This window comes from Photorhabdus kleinii (assembly GCF_025384885.1).
Classification (GTDB): Bacteria; Pseudomonadota; Gammaproteobacteria; order Enterobacterales; family Enterobacteriaceae; genus Photorhabdus; species Photorhabdus kayaii.
Genome location: NZ_JAJAFY010000002.1, coordinates 175,805 through 190,852, shown reverse-complemented (window position 1 = coordinate 190,852; position 15,048 = coordinate 175,805). Strand labels below are relative to the sequence as shown.

The window sequence follows — 15,048 nt, the reverse complement described above, 5'->3', positions numbered from 1 at the left end:
TTATCCCCCAAACAGGCGTTTTAAGAAGCCTTTTTTCTCTTCTTCAATGAAGCGGAAAGGACGTTCTTCCCCTAATAAACGTTCAACAGTATCTGTATACGCTTTTCCTGCATCAGATTCTGTATCCAGAATGACCGGTTCCCCTTGGTTAGATGAACGCAGTACAGATTGATCTTCCGGAATAACACCGATTAAAGGAATGCATAAAATTTCCAGAACGTCTTCCATACTTAGCATATCACCACGACTTACACGGCCTGGGTTATAGCGGGTTAATAGCAGATGTTCTTTAATGGGATCTTCACCCCGTTCAGCTCGTCGAGATTTTGAGGCCAGGATACCCAGAATACGGTCTGAATCACGTACGGAAGAGACCTCAGGATTTGTTGTGATAATGGCTTCGTCAGCAAAATAGAGTGCTATCAACGCGCCACTTTCAATCCCTGCTGGGGAGTCGCAGATAATAAACTCGAAACCTTGTTTATCCAGATCAACTAAAACTTGCTCAACGCCTTCAGTAGTGAGAGCGTCTTTATCGCGGGTTTGCGATGCTGGTAGGATATAAAGATTCTCGGTACGTTTATCTTTAATTAATGCCTGATTAAGCGAGACGTCTCCTTGGATAACGTTCACGAAGTCATAAACTACGCGGCGTTCACATCCCATAATCAGATCGAGGTTACGCAGGCCGATGTCAAAATCGATAACGACGGTCTTTTTACCTCTTTGAGCAAGGCCGGTAGCAATGGCCGCGCTTGAAGTGGTTTTGCCAACGCCACCTTTACCTGATGTAACAACAATAATGCGTGCCATGAAGTGATTCCTTATTAAAAGGGCTAGATTAAAGGTTCAATAGTTAATTCATTATTTACCAGGCTAAGTTTTGCGGCTTTTCCTGCTAATTCAGTTGGGATTTTATCGCCGAGCCAATATTGCCCTGCGATAGAGACAAGTTCAGCATTTAAATGGGTGCAAAAAACCAGGCACTCCTGATCACCGGATGCACCGGCTAATGCCCGACCACGCATCATACCGTAGATGTGAATATTGCCGTCTGCAATCAATTCGGCACCGGCGCTTACATTACTGGTAACAATAAGATCACTGCCTTGGGCATAAATCCTTTGACCTGAGCGAACAGGTAAATTAATTACACGGGTTTTTTTAATTGCGGGTTCGGCCGGTTTATCTTCCTTTGCCGAGGTTTTTTGTTTTTTTCCTTCACTTAGTAGTGGTAAGGATGCTTTTATTACCGCCCTGCGTTGTTGCTCATCACGACAACCACTTATTCCGACAATACGGAATCCTGCTGAATCAATAGCGTAATGCAGTGCTTTCAGATCAGCGCTTGCCGGCAGAGCGGAGATATTAATGACAACAGGCGCATTTTTCAGGAAATCCGGTGCTTGTTCCACTTTTTCCTGTAGGGCCTGTAGAATGATTTCTGGTTGGTCATTGTGTAAATGAACAACCGAAAGCGTAAAATTACTGCCTTTTAGCTCAATTGGCGACTGTGACATCTATCCTGCCTGACTCAGATTCAGCAAATTTGAGATCCCCCCAGAATACCCTCTGGGATACGATATTTAGAAATACAATAAACATGTTATAATTACTGAATTATTCAAGCAAGTTGTGACCTGAATTTAAAAGAGTTTATTATAATGATTTGTGCGATCTACAGAAGTCCGAAAAGGGAGCAAACATATCTTTATGTTGAAAAAAGAGATAATTTCTCTCGCGTTCCCGAAGAGTTACTGAAAAGTTTTGGACAGCCCCAATATACAATGACGATCTCTCTGGTAGACAGAAAAAACTTGGCTGGTGCTGATATCGAAAAGGTAAAAATATCGTTAATTGAACAGGGTTTTTACCTACAAATCCCCCCTCCGGTTGAAAACTTAATGAATGCACATCTGAACCAGATGGAAAAATAAGAAGAATCCAGGGGCTTGATGAGCAAAATTAACCGTCGGCGCGGTTTTATTAACCACCACAATATTCACAATGAGTTGTGCTTTTATAAGGGAAACAATCTGGTTTGCCTCTCAAAGGAAAGGTTTCCTTATTTTGCGATCAGTTTTGGCGTGGTGGCCGATAAGATGGGCAATAAGTGCTATAATTATGGGTATGTTGCCTAATAAACCAGAGTGAGAAACGAATATGTATCAACACAGAGACTGGCTGGGGGCATTACTGGATCTTCCTGTCAATAAAGTGGTTTGCGTTGGTAGTAATTACGCTAAACATATTAAAGAGATGGGGTCTCAGCCAGCGGAAGAGCCAGTCATTTTTATTAAGCCGGAAACTGCACTGTGTGATATACATCAGCCAATTGCAATTCCAAAGGATTTTGGTGTTGTTCATCATGAAGTTGAACTGGCTGTACTGATTGGTACGCCGTTGAAACAAGCAAATGAAGAGCGAGTTGGCGCCGCTATCGCGGGTTTTGCTGTTGCATTGGATCTCACCTTGCGTGATTTGCAATCTAAATTCAAGAAAGCGGGTCAACCGTGGGAAAAAAGTAAGGCGTTCGATGGCTCTTGCCCGATATCTGGGTTTATTCGAATAAGTCATTTTGGTGATCCGCGGAATGTCCAGTTTTCACTGACAGTCAATAATGAGCTACGGCAGAACGGTAATAGTAACGATATGTTGACACCCATTGTTCCCCTGATCAGCCATATGTCGCACTTTTTCACTTTGCGGCCGGGAGATGTCATTCTCACTGGTACACCGGAAGGTGTTGGAGCACTGAAACCCGGTGATGTGTTAAAGGTTACTCTGAATGATAATTCACTCACTACCAGGGTGATTTGAATAATATAAGGAATAGTAGAGTTATGTCTCAGCCTTTCTGGCAGGTAAAAACCTTAGATCAGATGACGGATGAAGAATGGGAGTCATTATGTGATGGTTGTGGGCAGTGTTGCTTACATAAATTGATGGATGATGATACCGATGAAATTTATTTTACTAATGTTGCTTGCAATCAACTCAATATAAAAACGTGCCAATGCAAAAATTACGAAGATCGTTTCAGATATGAACCGGATTGTATCAAATTAACCCGTCATAATTTGCCGACTTTTGCATGGTTACCAATAACTTGTGCATATCGTTTGCTTGAAGAAGGGAAGCCATTATTACCGTGGCATCCTCTGATTAAAGGTTCGAAATCAGCAATGCATAGCGAAAGAATTTCTGTTAGGCATATCGCTGTACGGGAAATTGATGTTGTGGAATGGGAAGACCATATTATTAATAAACCTTGATAATGATTTAACTAACTGTAATTTAATAAGTTATTTTCTGTGTTTCCCAAGTTGGGAGCTTGCTCTAGAGCTAAGTTAACCAGTGGGTATATCCACCAAAAATGAACTAAAGGTTGATTGTATATAATTGCATCTATACTATTACCATTAGGTAATTGAACCTGTGGTCTATTATAGGAGGCATAAAGTATGCCAATACATGTGGGAAACATAGAAAAGATTACCAATGATTTCATCCAATTGAGTGAGTTAGAGTTCAATCGTGTTCTGTATGATGCTCTTGATTCCTCTGGTACTAATATTGTGCATGATGTGGATGAACTCATTTTTCCACCTGGTTACCGGTTGATCAGGGTTGATAACAGGCTAGATTTGGATGATATAGATGAGCCCTATTTTGAATTAGCGCTACTTAGTGACGAAACAAAAGAAGTAGTTTATTACAACAAAGTTATTATATTAAGTGACTTGGTGCTTAACTGTCGCCTCGCTTCGCAGATACTTGTGTGGCGAACGAGGAAGCCACAACATAAAGCGGCATTAAGTGATTTGGCCGCTAAAATCTTTTTCCACTATCTGATTAAAACCTATGATGTTGTTGCTTCAAATATGAGTCAAATAATAGAAGGCACCTCTTTTTGGCAAGCCAGAATGTATGAGGCGTTACAGTTTGGGCTTCATGTTTACGGCTATGACGTTATGACTTGTGAATTAAGAAATATTTTAGCTGAAGATGATGTTAGTAAAGAGCAGTGTTGGTTGTGGGGTAATGTGGAATATTATATGGATAGACTGGCAATTATTTCCAGGATCAAACTGCCTAATAAGTAATTAATTTTTTCCAGGTTATATCTGAGGTGAATATAATGGTTCGAACTAACTCGAACCATTATCAATTAATTACAAAGCACCGGAAATCCAAACATTAATTTTATCATAGAACGATTTAATTGATTCCCACGCTCTGCTTATCCATTCAGAGAGTTGCCTGGCTGCATCAAGTATAAAATTTGAAAGTCTGCCAAATAAACTGGAGAAGAATGCATTAGTTTTTTCCATAAAACTTTGTATTGCTGCTCTAGAGTTAGGAAATTGTAACCCGAATTGAATGGCTTTATCGTAACTTGTATCAATTTGTCTGTTGTTCTCATCTTTGGTTCTTTGACGAGATTTGTTCATGTTATCGATCCAGTCTTGGTCTGCGTTGTCTGGATCAGCGGTAATCGCTTTCTGATATTTCTGTGTGCTATCAGTTACACTTGCCTTAGAAACGTTTGTTGTTGAATTAGCACCAGATTTCACAGAATCTTTCAATTCATTAATAATACCATCTATTTCCTTATTTTCGGTAATATCTATACTTTCATATTGTTCCCCAAGCGTATTTGCATATGCTTGGAGTTCAGGTGTCGATGGCATAAATGGTTCAATTTTAGAATCATTTAACATCCGTTTTGCGTGTTGGCGCATTTCGTTCATGAGGTCGATAAATTGAATATCAGTCAGTACAATATTGGACATAAATTATTTCCTTTTATTTAGTTAGTAAACTATCTATTAAATGTAAAAAGTGTAAAACTCTTTATTTAAGTTGGAGGGAATAAGTTAAAAATAAGTGATGTTATCTATATTTATTTATGTCTATTTTGGTTCTCCTATAATGTTTAAAAGTTTAATGTCGGCGGTAAATTTATTGCTTAGGTATTATATCTGGAAGTGCCGGAGAATAATTTCCGGCACCTAAAACATAAAACATTTGGATAAACAGAGTTTAATCTTGAGTCCATTCAAGAAATTTCACTCTGCTAAATGTTTAATGCTAACTTTATAAATGATTTTTTTGATTACTGAACTTTATAAACCAATGTATTGTCGGGGTGAGATAGTGTCAATTTTTGATCTTTCAACTTCACTTTAACGCCATCTTCTAACACTTGACCAATTAGGTAATCCCATCTATTCAATTTTTCATCAGAGCAAAGCATCTGAGTGCTGGCCAGGTTTTTAACGGTCAGTACACCATTTTTCAGTTTACCTTGACCCATAAAGAGATTACACATGGAACCAGAAACGTGCATTTTTTCCCCGAATTGAATGGTTGGTACGCGACCATCTTGATTTTTCACGCCTTCGCCATTAACGCTCACCAGAACAAATTTGTGACGTTGTAAATCATCAACTGACACGTTTTCTACCGCAGACGCTTGGAATGTGGCTAACAATAAAGTTGCTGTTGCCAAAGGTAGTATTTTTTTCATGTTTATCTCCTATATATTATTTTAAGGGTACTTACTAACAATATTTGGGCAATTTTTCCCGTTGATTAATTGCTGGATATTTCTCAGCGTAGTTTCACTGATACTGGTTAAGGCTTCTTCTGTCAGAAATGCCTGATGACCGGTAAACAGCACGTTATGACATGAAGACAAGCGACGAAAAATATCATCCTGAATTACGTCATTAGATTTATCTTCAAAGAAGAGATCGCGTTCATTCTCGTAAACGTCCATACCCAGAGCGCCAATTTTTTGTTGTTTTAATGCGCCAATGGCTGCGATGGAATCAATTAGAGTCCCTCGGCTGGTATTGATGATCATTACGCCGTTTTTCATTTTGCTGAAAGCAACTTCATTCAGCAGATGATGGTTTTCTAGTGTTAACGGGCAATGAAGAGATATGACGTCGGATTGAGCATACAGCGTATCCAGATCGACATATTGAGCACCGAGATTCAAAACAGCTTGATTGGGGTAGGGATCATGAGCTAGCAGACGCATACCAAATCCCTTAAGAATACGTAGGGTAGCAATACCAATCTTGCCGGTTCCGATAATTCCTGCTGTGCGGTTGTGCATATTGAAGCCAATTAAGCCTTCAAGAGAGAAATTGGCGTCACGGGTACGTTGATAAGCTCGGTGGATACGGCGGTTTAAGCACAACATTAATCCGACGGTATGTTCAGCAACAGCTTCAGGGGAATAGGCTGGAACCCGTACAACCTGAATACCCAATTCTTCAGCTGCATCTAGATCGACATTATTAAAACCTGCGCAACGTAATGCGAGGATTTTTATATCCATTTCAGCCAATTCTTCGAGCACTTTACGGTCAGCATTATCGTTGACGAAAATACAAACAGCATCTGCACCAATAGCATTTTTGGCAGTTTTTGAACTAAGAGGGAAATCGAAAAACTCGAAATCATAACCAAATCCGAGCTTTTTATTGACCTGCTCCAGATGTTTATGGTCATACTGTTTGGTACTGTAAACGACTAATTTCATGGAATTATCTCCGCTATAATTTAAGTAGCTAATAAATTGTTTTGGGCTTAAATTATTGCTGACGTAAAGGGTTAAATAAACAATAAATTAATTAACTCTATAAGTGTATTGCTTGTTGTTCCCCTATATGTTCAACATAATTTTCTTAATAATCAATGTCTTAGTTTAAGGTGTGTCTGCTAAATTATGGAATAACAATATACCCTATGGATTTCAAGATGGATCGCGACGGCAAGGGAGAGAATCCCCGGGAGCATAGGTAACTATGTGACCGGGGTGAGCGAGCGCAGCCAACAAAGAGGCAACTTGAAAGATAACGGGTATAGAAGTAACCGATCTAAGGCTTAATAAGGAGAGGCAAGGATTTGATAACCAAAGGGTTAAAAATATTCATTACCATACCTATTCTGTTGGTATTACTGATGGCGGCGGGATGGTTTTCGATTCCTCATTGGTTACCTAAGGTTACCGGTCATTGGTTACCTCCAGGTATGACGGTTTCATTGAAACAACCAGAATGGAAAAATGGAGTTTTGCAACTGGCTGATATTTCATTGCAGGTGAAGGATTGCAGGCTTATTCGTGTATCGCGATTATCTGTTAGTTACCCATATTCAGAGATAGATAACAGTTATCATTGGCAATTAAATGCCGCAGATATTAGTGGGGATATCAATTGCCTAAATCAGTTACCTGAATCTACACAAGGTCTTGCTCCATTGTCTGTTGCTGATATTTTAGCTCATATTCCACAAGGAAGTTTGTCCGTGGAAAATCTTTCTTTTCATCCCTGGCAAGATTTTGCTGGAAGACTAAAATTCAATTCCTCTTCTCAGGGGCAAAAACTAAGTTATCAGGGGAAGAAGGTTAAATTGTCAGCGCATATTTATGGTAAGGAATCGCTAGTTATTGACCAACTGGCAATTAAATTACCAGAACAGGAAATCAGCCTTAATGGTGAAATGACTTTACCTCTTAATGTGGACAAACTACCTCCTCATGGTGAAGTAAAAGGTAAAATTATTGCCAGGCAATATGCGCACCCGCTAAATATCAAGTTAGGTTGGCGAGGGAAATCCGGCAAGCTTATTATCAGAGAAGAGGGGGCGACACTATCTTTGGCTGAATTACCTTGGCAGTTTAACCAAGAACAGCTTGATATTACTGATGGTAAATGGCGGTGGACTGGGGCGGGGCAACCTCTTGCGGGTGGCGTGAATATTAAGATTGCTCATTGGCAACAAGGGTTGGATAACCTGCTAATTAGTGGCCGTATAAATTTGGTCACTCAGGGTGAACGTGGTAAAGCGAATATTGTATTAACGATAAAACCGGGCCGGATAAACTCATTAAATACGCAACTTCCTTTTCAATTAACAGGTCAGATTAATGTGCAGGATATGATTATGGCTATGTCATTGCCTGCGATAATTAATGGTCCGTTGGTTAATCTGAAAATGACTTTCCAGTCAGGTTCGTTGTTTCGGGCTTGGGGGCGTTTGTCTGATGAGTTTATTGTTAAAGATGCCCGGTCACCGTTAGCGGGAGCTTATCTGACACGTGAAGGTTTTACTGGCCGGTTACAGGCAATTGTTAACGCACAACATCGTGACTGGGGAAAATTCCGTTTGCATCTTGATGGTCATGCTGAGGATTTTATGCCGGATAAAGGCTATTGGCGTTGGAACTATTGGGGGAATGGTTATTTGCCGCCGCTACAGGCTAAATGGGATATTGCCGGAAAAGGATGCTGGCGTGACACATTGATCAGCGTCAACGAAATGACTACCGGCTTTAATGTTATTAAACACGGCATGATCCGGGTAGATACGCCGCGTTTACAATTAACAAAGTCATTGGAATGGCAACGTTCAGAGAAATCTCTCGCCTTTAATGGTGAGTTACGACTGGCAACGAAGAAAATATCGTTTCGGTCTGGTGGCTTTTTGCCTCCCACTGAACTGACAGCAAAATTGATAGGGGAAAGCCCGAACAACTTTATTGTTAATGGTGATCTTTCATCAAGAAATATTGGTCCTATCCCTTTTTACAGTCGTTGGGATGGCGTCAGATTGCGTGGTGAAGCGCGTTGGCCTATTCAATCCTTACTCGCATTTCAGCCGTTGATACCTAAAGATTTAGGGATAAACTTGCGTGCAGGTGAGCTTTATGCACAGGCTGCTTTTTCTGCCACACAAGGGCAAGGTTTTGTTGCGGGTGGTCACTGGGCGGTAAAAAATGGCAGCATGTGGCTTAAAGATGGTGGAATCAGTGGACTTGATTTTATCTTACCGTGGCGACTGAGAGATAGTATCTGGCAATTTGGTATTAAATCGCCGGTTCAGTTACGAGTGAAAACAATAAATAACCTGTTTGAAATGCGTAACTTAACGGCGGATTTGCAGGGATTTTATCCGCCATCGGAACAAAAACCGCTGGAACTGACTAATGTGAATGTAGGTATGTTGGATGGGCATATTAACCTAGATAGATTAAGGTTTCCTCAGCAGCATCCTGCCATTTTGACGCTTGATAAATTGGAGCTAAGTCGCTTTTTGACCGTGTTGAAAGTTAAACAATTTGCGATGTCTGGCAAAATCAGCGGAAAATTACCGTTGTTTATTAATAATGAGCGTTGGATAGTTCAGCAAGGTCAGATTACCAATATCGACCATATGACCTTACGTCTGGATAAAGACACGATAGATTCCATTAACAAAGATAATATTTCCGCCGGTGCCGCTATGGATTGGTTACGCTATTTAGAAATCAGTCGCTTACGGGCGCAAGTCAATCTTGATAATTTAGGGATTCTGACACTTAGTGCCGAAATTCAAGGTGTTAATTCATTAAGGGATAAAAGACGGCAAGTCAAGCTGAATTACCATCATGAAGAAAATATCTTTCACTTATGGCGTAGCTTACGGTTTGGCAACAATCTTGAAGATTGGCTACAGCAGAATATATCTGTATTAAATGGGAGTGATAAATGACAAAACAAACTGGAATGAAGCTGTTCTTACTATCAATGGGGTCTTTAATGCTGTCAGGTTGTATACGCCTTGAAGTAGCAACACCGGAGAAGCCCATTAATATTAATATGAATGTCAAAATTGAGCATGAAATTCAGATAAAAGTAGACAGGCAAGTTGAAGAGATGCTTAAGAATAACACGGGTTTATTCTAGGGGGGCATTATGAAGAGAACAGGTACGGGAATATTGTTATTGGCTAGTGTATTGTTCAGCTCTTCCGTTGTAGGAATGACCCTGAATGAGGCAAAGCAGAAAGGGTTGGTCGGTGAAACTTTCAGTGGTTATCTGGCTATAGTGAAAACAGATAGTCAGGCACAAGCTTTGGTGGCAGAAATTAATCGAGCCCGTGAGAAAAAATACGCAGAAATTGCGGCTGGCAATAATATTTCTACAAAGCAAGTGGCTAAACTTACTGGCGAAAAATTGGTGAACAGAGCTGAACTTGGTGAGTATGTGCTTGGTATTAATGGTAAGTGGTTGAAGAAATAAAAGCGCGTCGAATGACGCGCAAAAGACAACAATATAAAAATATAGGCAATGTATGAATTATGGACAAAAACGTGGCTATCAGGAAGCTATTGCTTGCAAAACTTCACGGGCGGTTTGTTGCGCTTGATTTGCGGCATCAGGGCCTAATGCTACACCTTCGGTAAATACGAACTCTATATCAGTGAGCCCAATGAAACTCAGGAACAGACGCAAATAAGGCACTAACAGATCACTGGAGCCGTCTTTATGGATGCCGCCCCGGCTGGTCAGGATGATTACTCGTTTGCCTTTTAGCAGACCTTCAGGGCCATTCTCGGTATAACGGAAAGTCACTCCAGCACGGGCTATCAGGTCAAAATAGTTTTTCAGTTGGGTTGGAATGTGGAAGTTGTACATAGGCGCAGTGATAACAATAATGTCATTATCCTGCAATTCCGCAATCAGTTCGTCAGATAATGCTAACGCCTCTTTTTGGCGAACAGTCATTTCATTGCCACTTGGGCGTAATGCATGAACCAGTTCATTATCCAGAACAGGAATGGGTTGCGCGGCCAGATCACGTATCTTAATGCGGTCATCAGCATGATTGGTTTGCCACTTTTCAATGAAGAAATCTGCCATTTGGTTAGTATGTGAATGCTGCGCCATAATGCTGGATTTAAGAACCAGAACTTTACTCATGTTTATTCCTTAAATTAACTCTTGGTAATTTACTTGTTAATCACGATATATACCCTATGGATTTCAAGATGCATCGCGACGGCAAAGGAGCGAATCCCCGGGAGCATAGGTAACTATGTGACCGGGGTGAGTGAGTGCCGCCAACAAAGAGGCAACTTGAAAGATAACGGGTATAGTGATTCTATGAGTTATTATCTTCTGGTAATAGAGCAATATTTAGAGCTTAGCATTCAAATTTATTGAAAAACTTTTACCTATGTTGATATAGCGTAGCGGGGAAATATCCGCCGAAATTATTGCCAATAGATGGGATGTGCTACTATATGTTGTTAATAAAAATGTGTTGCCAATAAGAACTATGTCATCAATAAAAGCTGGCTAATCAGTAAAGTTAAGAAGTTACAAGGATCAATATAAGTGAAAGAGTCTCAGAAAATCATTAACCGTCAGGCTGCTTGTCCAACGATCAAATATCCAGAAAACTTGCCCGTCAGCCAGAAGAAAGATGATATCTACAAAGCTATTCGTGACCATCAGGTTGTCATTATTGCTGGTGAAACCGGTTCGGGTAAAACAACACAGATCCCGAAAATTTGTCTTGAACTAGGCCGGGGAATAAAAGGCTTTATCGGTCATACTCAACCCCGTCGATTGGCTGCTCGTGCGGTTGCCAATCGTCTGGCGGAAGAATTGGAAACCTCAGTGGGTTCTGCTGTTGGTTATAAAGTCCGTTTTAGTGATCATGTGGGCGATAACACGTTAGTTAAACTGATGACCGATGGTATTTTGCTGGCGGAACTGCAAAATGACAGGTTACTTAAACAGTATGACACGCTCATTATCGATGAGGCGCATGAACGCAGTCTGAATATTGATTTTATTCTGGGTTATTTGCGCCAATTACTGCCAAAACGTCCCGATTTGAAAGTGATCATTACCTCCGCGACTATCGATCCTGAGCGCTTTTCTCGTCATTTTAATCATGCGCCAATTATCGAAGTTTCTGGTCGAACCTATCCGGTAGAAGTGCGTTATCGTCCTGTCATGGGGGAAGATAATGATGGAGAGCGGGATCAGCTTGAGGCAATTATTGATGCTGTTGATGAGCTCAACCGTGAAGGGCCTGGAGATATCCTGATCTTTATGAGTGGAGAGAGGGAGATTCGTGATACAGCAGATGCGCTGAATAAACAGAATCTGCGTCATACCGACGTACTGCCATTATTTGCGCGTCTTTCTAACAGCGATCAGAATCGAATTTTCCAATCACATACGGGGCGGAGAATTGTGCTGGCAACTAACGTGGCAGAAACCTCGTTGACGGTACCGGGAATTAAATATGTGATTGATACCGGGTATGCACGTATCAGCCGTTACAGTTATCGCACGAAAGTACAGAGATTGCCGATTGAACCCATATCACAGGCGTCGGCTAATCAGCGGAAAGGGCGTTGCGGACGTGTATCTGACGGGATCTGTATCCGGCTGTATTCAGAAGACGATTTCCTTTCTCGGCCAGAGTTTACTGATCCAGAAATCCTGCGTACTAACTTGGCATCGGTCATTCTGCAAATGACGGCAATTGGTCTTGGGGATGTCAGTGCATTTCCATTTGTGCAACCGCCTGATAAACGTAATATTCAGGATGGTGTTCGGCTTTTGGAAGAGCTTGGGGCTATTGACCAGAGCACAACGGTTAAGGCTAATTACTGTCTTACATCAATAGGGCGACAGCTTGCTCAGCTCCCGGTTGATCCTCGGCTGGCGCGTATGGTATTGGAAGCTCGTCATCATGGTTGTGTACGTGAAGTGATGGTTATCACTTCTGCGCTATCTATTCAGGACCCAAGAGAGAGGCCACTGGAGAAACAGCAGGCTTCTGATGAGAAACACCGTCGATTTGCTGATAAAGACTCCGATTTTATTGCATTTCTGAAATTATGGGATTTTTTGAAAGAGCATCAAAAGGCACTCTCCTCTTCGCAATTTCGCAAACTTTGCCGTCAAGATTATCTTAACTACCTGAGAGTCAGAGAGTGGCAGGATATATATACCCAGTTACGACAAGTTGTGAAAGAAATTGGTCTGTCGGTAAATAGTCAGGATGCAGATTACCGTGGTATTCATACTGCGTTACTTTCTGGGCTGTTATCTCATATCGGCCAAAAAGATACAGATAAACAGGAATATACCGGTGCGCGTAATGCCCGTTTTGCTATTTTTCCTGGTTCTGGTTTATTCAAGAAGCCACCTAAATGGTCAATGGCGGCGGAATTGGTTGAAACCAGTCGCTTGTGGGGGCGTATTGCTGCGCGAATCGAACCTGAATGGGTTGAACCGTTAGCCGGGCATCTGGTGAAGTATCATTATAGCGAGCCGCACTGGCAGAAATCTCAGGGTGCGGTAATGTCTAGGGAAAAAGTCACTTTATATGGTTTGCCAATTGTGGCTAGTCGTCTGGTTAATTACAGCAAAATTGACCCAATGCTCTGCCGTGAGTTGTTTATCCGCCATGCGCTGGTGGAAGGCGATTGGCAAACTCGACATGCATTTTTCCGAGCGAATCTGAAATTACGTGAGGAAATTGAGGAGCTAGAACATAAATCCCGTCGTCGCGACATTTTGGTGGATGATGAAACCTTGTTTAGTTTCTATGATCAACGGATACCTCAGAATGTGGTTTCTGCTCGCCATTTTGATCGCTGGTGGTTGAAGACAAGTAAAGAGCAACCGGACTTGCTTAATTTTGAAAAAAATATGTTGATCAAAGGCGATGCCGATAAAATCAGTGCGCTGAATTACCCTAATTACTGGTATCAGGGGGCATTGAAATTACGGCTTAGTTACCAGTTTGAACCGGGCACGCAAGCTGATGGTGTGACAGTTCATATTCCGCTGCCGGTGTTGAATCAGGTTAAGGATGAAGGGTTTGATTGGCAGATCCCCGGTATTCGTTATGATCTGGTTGTTGCGCTGATTAAATCATTGCCGAAACCGGTTCGTCGTAATTTTGTCCCTGCACCAAACTATGCTCAGGCATTTATGGAGCGGGTACCTCAACCACAATCGACCTTATTAGATAGCTTTGAGAAAGAGTTACGGCGGATGACTGGTGTTACGGTGTCACGTGATGATTGGCAGTTAGAGCAAGTACCCGATCACCTCAAAATGACATTTCGAGTGGTAGGAGAGAAGAACCGGACTATCGCTGAAAGTAAAGATTTATCTGCGCTGAAATTACGCTTGAAAGAGAAAGTTCAGGAGACACTTTCCTCTGTTGCCGATGATGGGATTGAACAGAGTGGGCTGCATATTTGGAGTTTCGGAGAATTACCGGGACGGTATGAACAGAAACGTGGTGGTTACTCTGTTAAAGCATTTCCAGCGCTGGTGGATGAAAAAGAGAGTATCGGTATCAAATTGTTTGAAACCGAACCGGAGCAACAAATTGCCATGTGGGAAGGTACCCGTCGTCTGTTGTTGCTCAATATTCCTTCACCAATTAAATACTTACATGAGAAATTGCCGAATAAATCCAAATTGGGACTCTATTTTAACCCTTATGGCAAGGTATTGGATTTGATTGACGATTGTATCTCATGTGGTGTGGATAAATTGATGGCAGGGAATGGTGGGCCGGCTTGGAATGAACAGAATTTTATTCAGCTACAGGACAAGGTTCGGGCTGAGTTGAATGATACTGTTGTGGAAATAGCCAAGCAGGTGGAACAGATACTCACCACTATTTTTGCTATCAATAAACGTCTCAAGGGGAGAGTGGATATTTCATTTGCCTTGGCATTATCGGATATCAAAGAGCAGCTTTCTGGTCTGGTTTTCAAAGGATTTGTCACCACTAATGGTTGGAAACGTTTGCCGGATGTCCTGCGTTATCTGCAAGGCATTGAGCGCCGTCTTGAAAAATTGGCGATTGATCCGCACAGAGATAGAGCGCAAATGGGGCGAGTCGAAAATGTTCAGCAACAGTGGCAACAATGGCTGGCGAAATTATCACTGCAACAGAAACAGTTGCCTGAGGTGCAAGAGATTCGTTGGATGATTGAAGAACTGCGGATCAGCTTGTTTGCTCAGCAATTGGGTACGCCATATCCAGTTTCTGATAAGAGAATTTTACAAACGATGGAGCAAATTGCTTCTTGATTAAAGAGGAAGAGCATATTCTAAACTGCGTATCAAGTTTTACATTTGTGATGCAGTTTTTTATCGGTCAGTTAAATCGTCAAACTGAAAGTCACCTATTCTAAAGGTGGCTTTTTACTTAGAC

Annotated in this window: 13 protein-coding genes and 1 pseudogene; 8 read left to right on the top strand and 6 right to left on the bottom strand. The window is 41.4% G+C overall.

Translation table 11 applies throughout. From position 1 onward, the window contains the following. Entirely contained in the window at nucleotides 1-813 is an 813-nt protein-coding gene (gene minD, locus LG003_RS02685) for a septum site-determining protein MinD (protein ID WP_112876034.1), read from the bottom strand. A gap of 23 nt (nucleotides 814-836) precedes the next feature. After that, the gene (gene minC / locus LG003_RS02680) at nucleotides 837-1,520 is read right to left on the bottom strand and encodes a septum site-determining protein MinC (protein WP_112876033.1); all 684 of its coding nucleotides are present in this window, start codon (nucleotides 1,518-1,520) and stop codon (nucleotides 837-839) included. 144 nt (nucleotides 1,521-1,664) lie between these two features. Here minC and LG003_RS02675 point away from each other — a divergent pair, with 144 nt between their 5' ends. The 4 genes from LG003_RS02675 (at nucleotide 1,665) to LG003_RS02660 (ending at nucleotide 4,106) form a co-directional block, all read left to right on the top strand. Beyond that, a complete protein-coding gene (locus LG003_RS02675) occupies nucleotides 1,665-1,937 on the top strand; it encodes a YcgL domain-containing protein (RefSeq protein WP_112876032.1) in 273 nt (90 codons plus the stop codon). Nucleotides 1,938-2,163: 226 nt separating this feature from the next. Beyond that, nucleotides 2,164-2,820: a fumarylacetoacetate hydrolase family protein gene (locus LG003_RS02670; RefSeq protein WP_262980105.1), complete on the top strand. Its 657-nt coding sequence runs from the start codon at nucleotides 2,164-2,166 to the stop codon at nucleotides 2,818-2,820. Nucleotides 2,821-2,843: 23 nt separating this feature from the next. Next, nucleotides 2,844-3,275, top strand: a complete 432-nt coding sequence (locus tag LG003_RS02665; protein ID WP_112876029.1) for a YcgN family cysteine cluster protein — start codon at nucleotides 2,844-2,846, stop codon at nucleotides 3,273-3,275. Nucleotides 3,276-3,464: 189 nt separating this feature from the next. Further along, nucleotides 3,465-4,106 (top strand): hypothetical protein, encoded by a 642-nt coding sequence (locus LG003_RS02660; RefSeq protein WP_112876028.1) that lies wholly within the window; start codon nucleotides 3,465-3,467, stop codon nucleotides 4,104-4,106. 69 nt (nucleotides 4,107-4,175) lie between these two features. Here the strand turns inward: LG003_RS02660 and LG003_RS02655 are convergent, their stop codons facing one another. The 3 genes from LG003_RS02655 to LG003_RS02645 all read right to left on the bottom strand — a co-directional run bounded on the left by LG003_RS02655 (nucleotide 4,176) and on the right by LG003_RS02645 (nucleotide 6,559). Further along, complete coding sequence (locus LG003_RS02655) at nucleotides 4,176-4,796, bottom strand: hypothetical protein (RefSeq protein ID WP_112876027.1); 621 nt, start codon at nucleotides 4,794-4,796, stop codon at nucleotides 4,176-4,178. Between the two features lie 323 nt (nucleotides 4,797-5,119). After that, entirely contained in the window at nucleotides 5,120-5,533 is a 414-nt protein-coding gene (gene hslJ / locus LG003_RS02650; protein WP_112876026.1) for a heat shock protein HslJ, read from the bottom strand. 21 nt (nucleotides 5,534-5,554) lie between these two features. Beyond that, entirely contained in the window at nucleotides 5,555-6,559 is a 1,005-nt protein-coding gene (locus LG003_RS02645) for a 2-hydroxyacid dehydrogenase (RefSeq protein WP_262980104.1), read from the bottom strand. 365 nt (nucleotides 6,560-6,924) lie between these two features. Between LG003_RS02645 and LG003_RS02640 the strand changes: the two genes are divergently transcribed. The 3 genes from LG003_RS02640 to LG003_RS02630 are packed head-to-tail and all read left to right on the top strand — an operon-like array spanning nucleotide 6,925 to nucleotide 10,082. Then, on the top strand, nucleotides 6,925-9,552 hold the full coding sequence (locus LG003_RS02640) for a YdbH family protein (protein ID WP_262980103.1): 2,628 nt from the start codon (nucleotides 6,925-6,927) through the stop codon (nucleotides 9,550-9,552). Further along, on the top strand, nucleotides 9,549-9,746 hold the full coding sequence (locus LG003_RS02635; protein WP_112876024.1) for a YnbE family lipoprotein: 198 nt from the start codon (nucleotides 9,549-9,551) through the stop codon (nucleotides 9,744-9,746). The genes LG003_RS02640 and LG003_RS02635 overlap by 4 nt, the downstream gene beginning before the upstream one ends. Before the next feature lie 9 nt (nucleotides 9,747-9,755). Then, nucleotides 9,756-10,082: a YdbL family protein gene (locus tag LG003_RS02630; RefSeq protein WP_112876023.1), complete on the top strand. Its 327-nt coding sequence runs from the start codon at nucleotides 9,756-9,758 to the stop codon at nucleotides 10,080-10,082. A 78-nt stretch (nucleotides 10,083-10,160) separates the two neighbouring features. Here LG003_RS02630 and LG003_RS02625 read toward each other — a convergent pair whose 3' ends face one another. After that, nucleotides 10,161-10,763, bottom strand: a complete 603-nt coding sequence (locus LG003_RS02625; protein ID WP_262980102.1) for an FMN-dependent NADH-azoreductase — start codon at nucleotides 10,761-10,763, stop codon at nucleotides 10,161-10,163. Nucleotides 10,764-11,192: 429 nt separating this feature from the next. Between LG003_RS02625 and hrpA the strand changes: the two are divergent. Further along, nucleotides 11,193-14,924: pseudogene (gene hrpA, locus LG003_RS02620) on the top strand (ATP-dependent RNA helicase HrpA); the annotation flags it as partial. Nucleotides 14,925-15,048: the final 124 nt, after the last annotated feature.

What these genes read in the sequence shown, in the direction of transcription:
- minD (WP_112876034.1), bottom strand. Translation starts at nt 813, where the DNA reads ATGGCACGCATTATTGTTGTTACATCAGGTAAAGGTGGCGTTGGCAAA.
- LG003_RS02660 (WP_112876028.1), top strand. Translation starts at nt 3,465, where the DNA reads ATGCCAATACATGTGGGAAACATAGAAAAGATTACCAATGATTTCATC.
- minC (WP_112876033.1), bottom strand. Translation starts at nt 1,520, where the DNA reads ATGTCACAGTCGCCAATTGAGCTAAAAGGCAGTAATTTTACGCTTTCG.
- LG003_RS02665 (WP_112876029.1), top strand. Translation starts at nt 2,844, where the DNA reads ATGTCTCAGCCTTTCTGGCAGGTAAAAACCTTAGATCAGATGACGGAT.
- LG003_RS02655 (WP_112876027.1), bottom strand. Translation starts at nt 4,796, where the DNA reads ATGTCCAATATTGTACTGACTGATATTCAATTTATCGACCTCATGAAC.
- hslJ (WP_112876026.1), bottom strand. Translation starts at nt 5,533, where the DNA reads ATGAAAAAAATACTACCTTTGGCAACAGCAACTTTATTGTTAGCCACA.
- LG003_RS02675 (WP_112876032.1), top strand. Translation starts at nt 1,665, where the DNA reads ATGATTTGTGCGATCTACAGAAGTCCGAAAAGGGAGCAAACATATCTT.
- LG003_RS02635 (WP_112876024.1), top strand. Translation starts at nt 9,549, where the DNA reads ATGACAAAACAAACTGGAATGAAGCTGTTCTTACTATCAATGGGGTCT.
- LG003_RS02625 (WP_262980102.1), bottom strand. Translation starts at nt 10,763, where the DNA reads ATGAGTAAAGTTCTGGTTCTTAAATCCAGCATTATGGCGCAGCATTCA.
- LG003_RS02630 (WP_112876023.1), top strand. Translation starts at nt 9,756, where the DNA reads ATGAAGAGAACAGGTACGGGAATATTGTTATTGGCTAGTGTATTGTTC.
- LG003_RS02670 (WP_262980105.1), top strand. Translation starts at nt 2,164, where the DNA reads ATGTATCAACACAGAGACTGGCTGGGGGCATTACTGGATCTTCCTGTC.
- LG003_RS02645 (WP_262980104.1), bottom strand. Translation starts at nt 6,559, where the DNA reads ATGAAATTAGTCGTTTACAGTACCAAACAGTATGACCATAAACATCTG.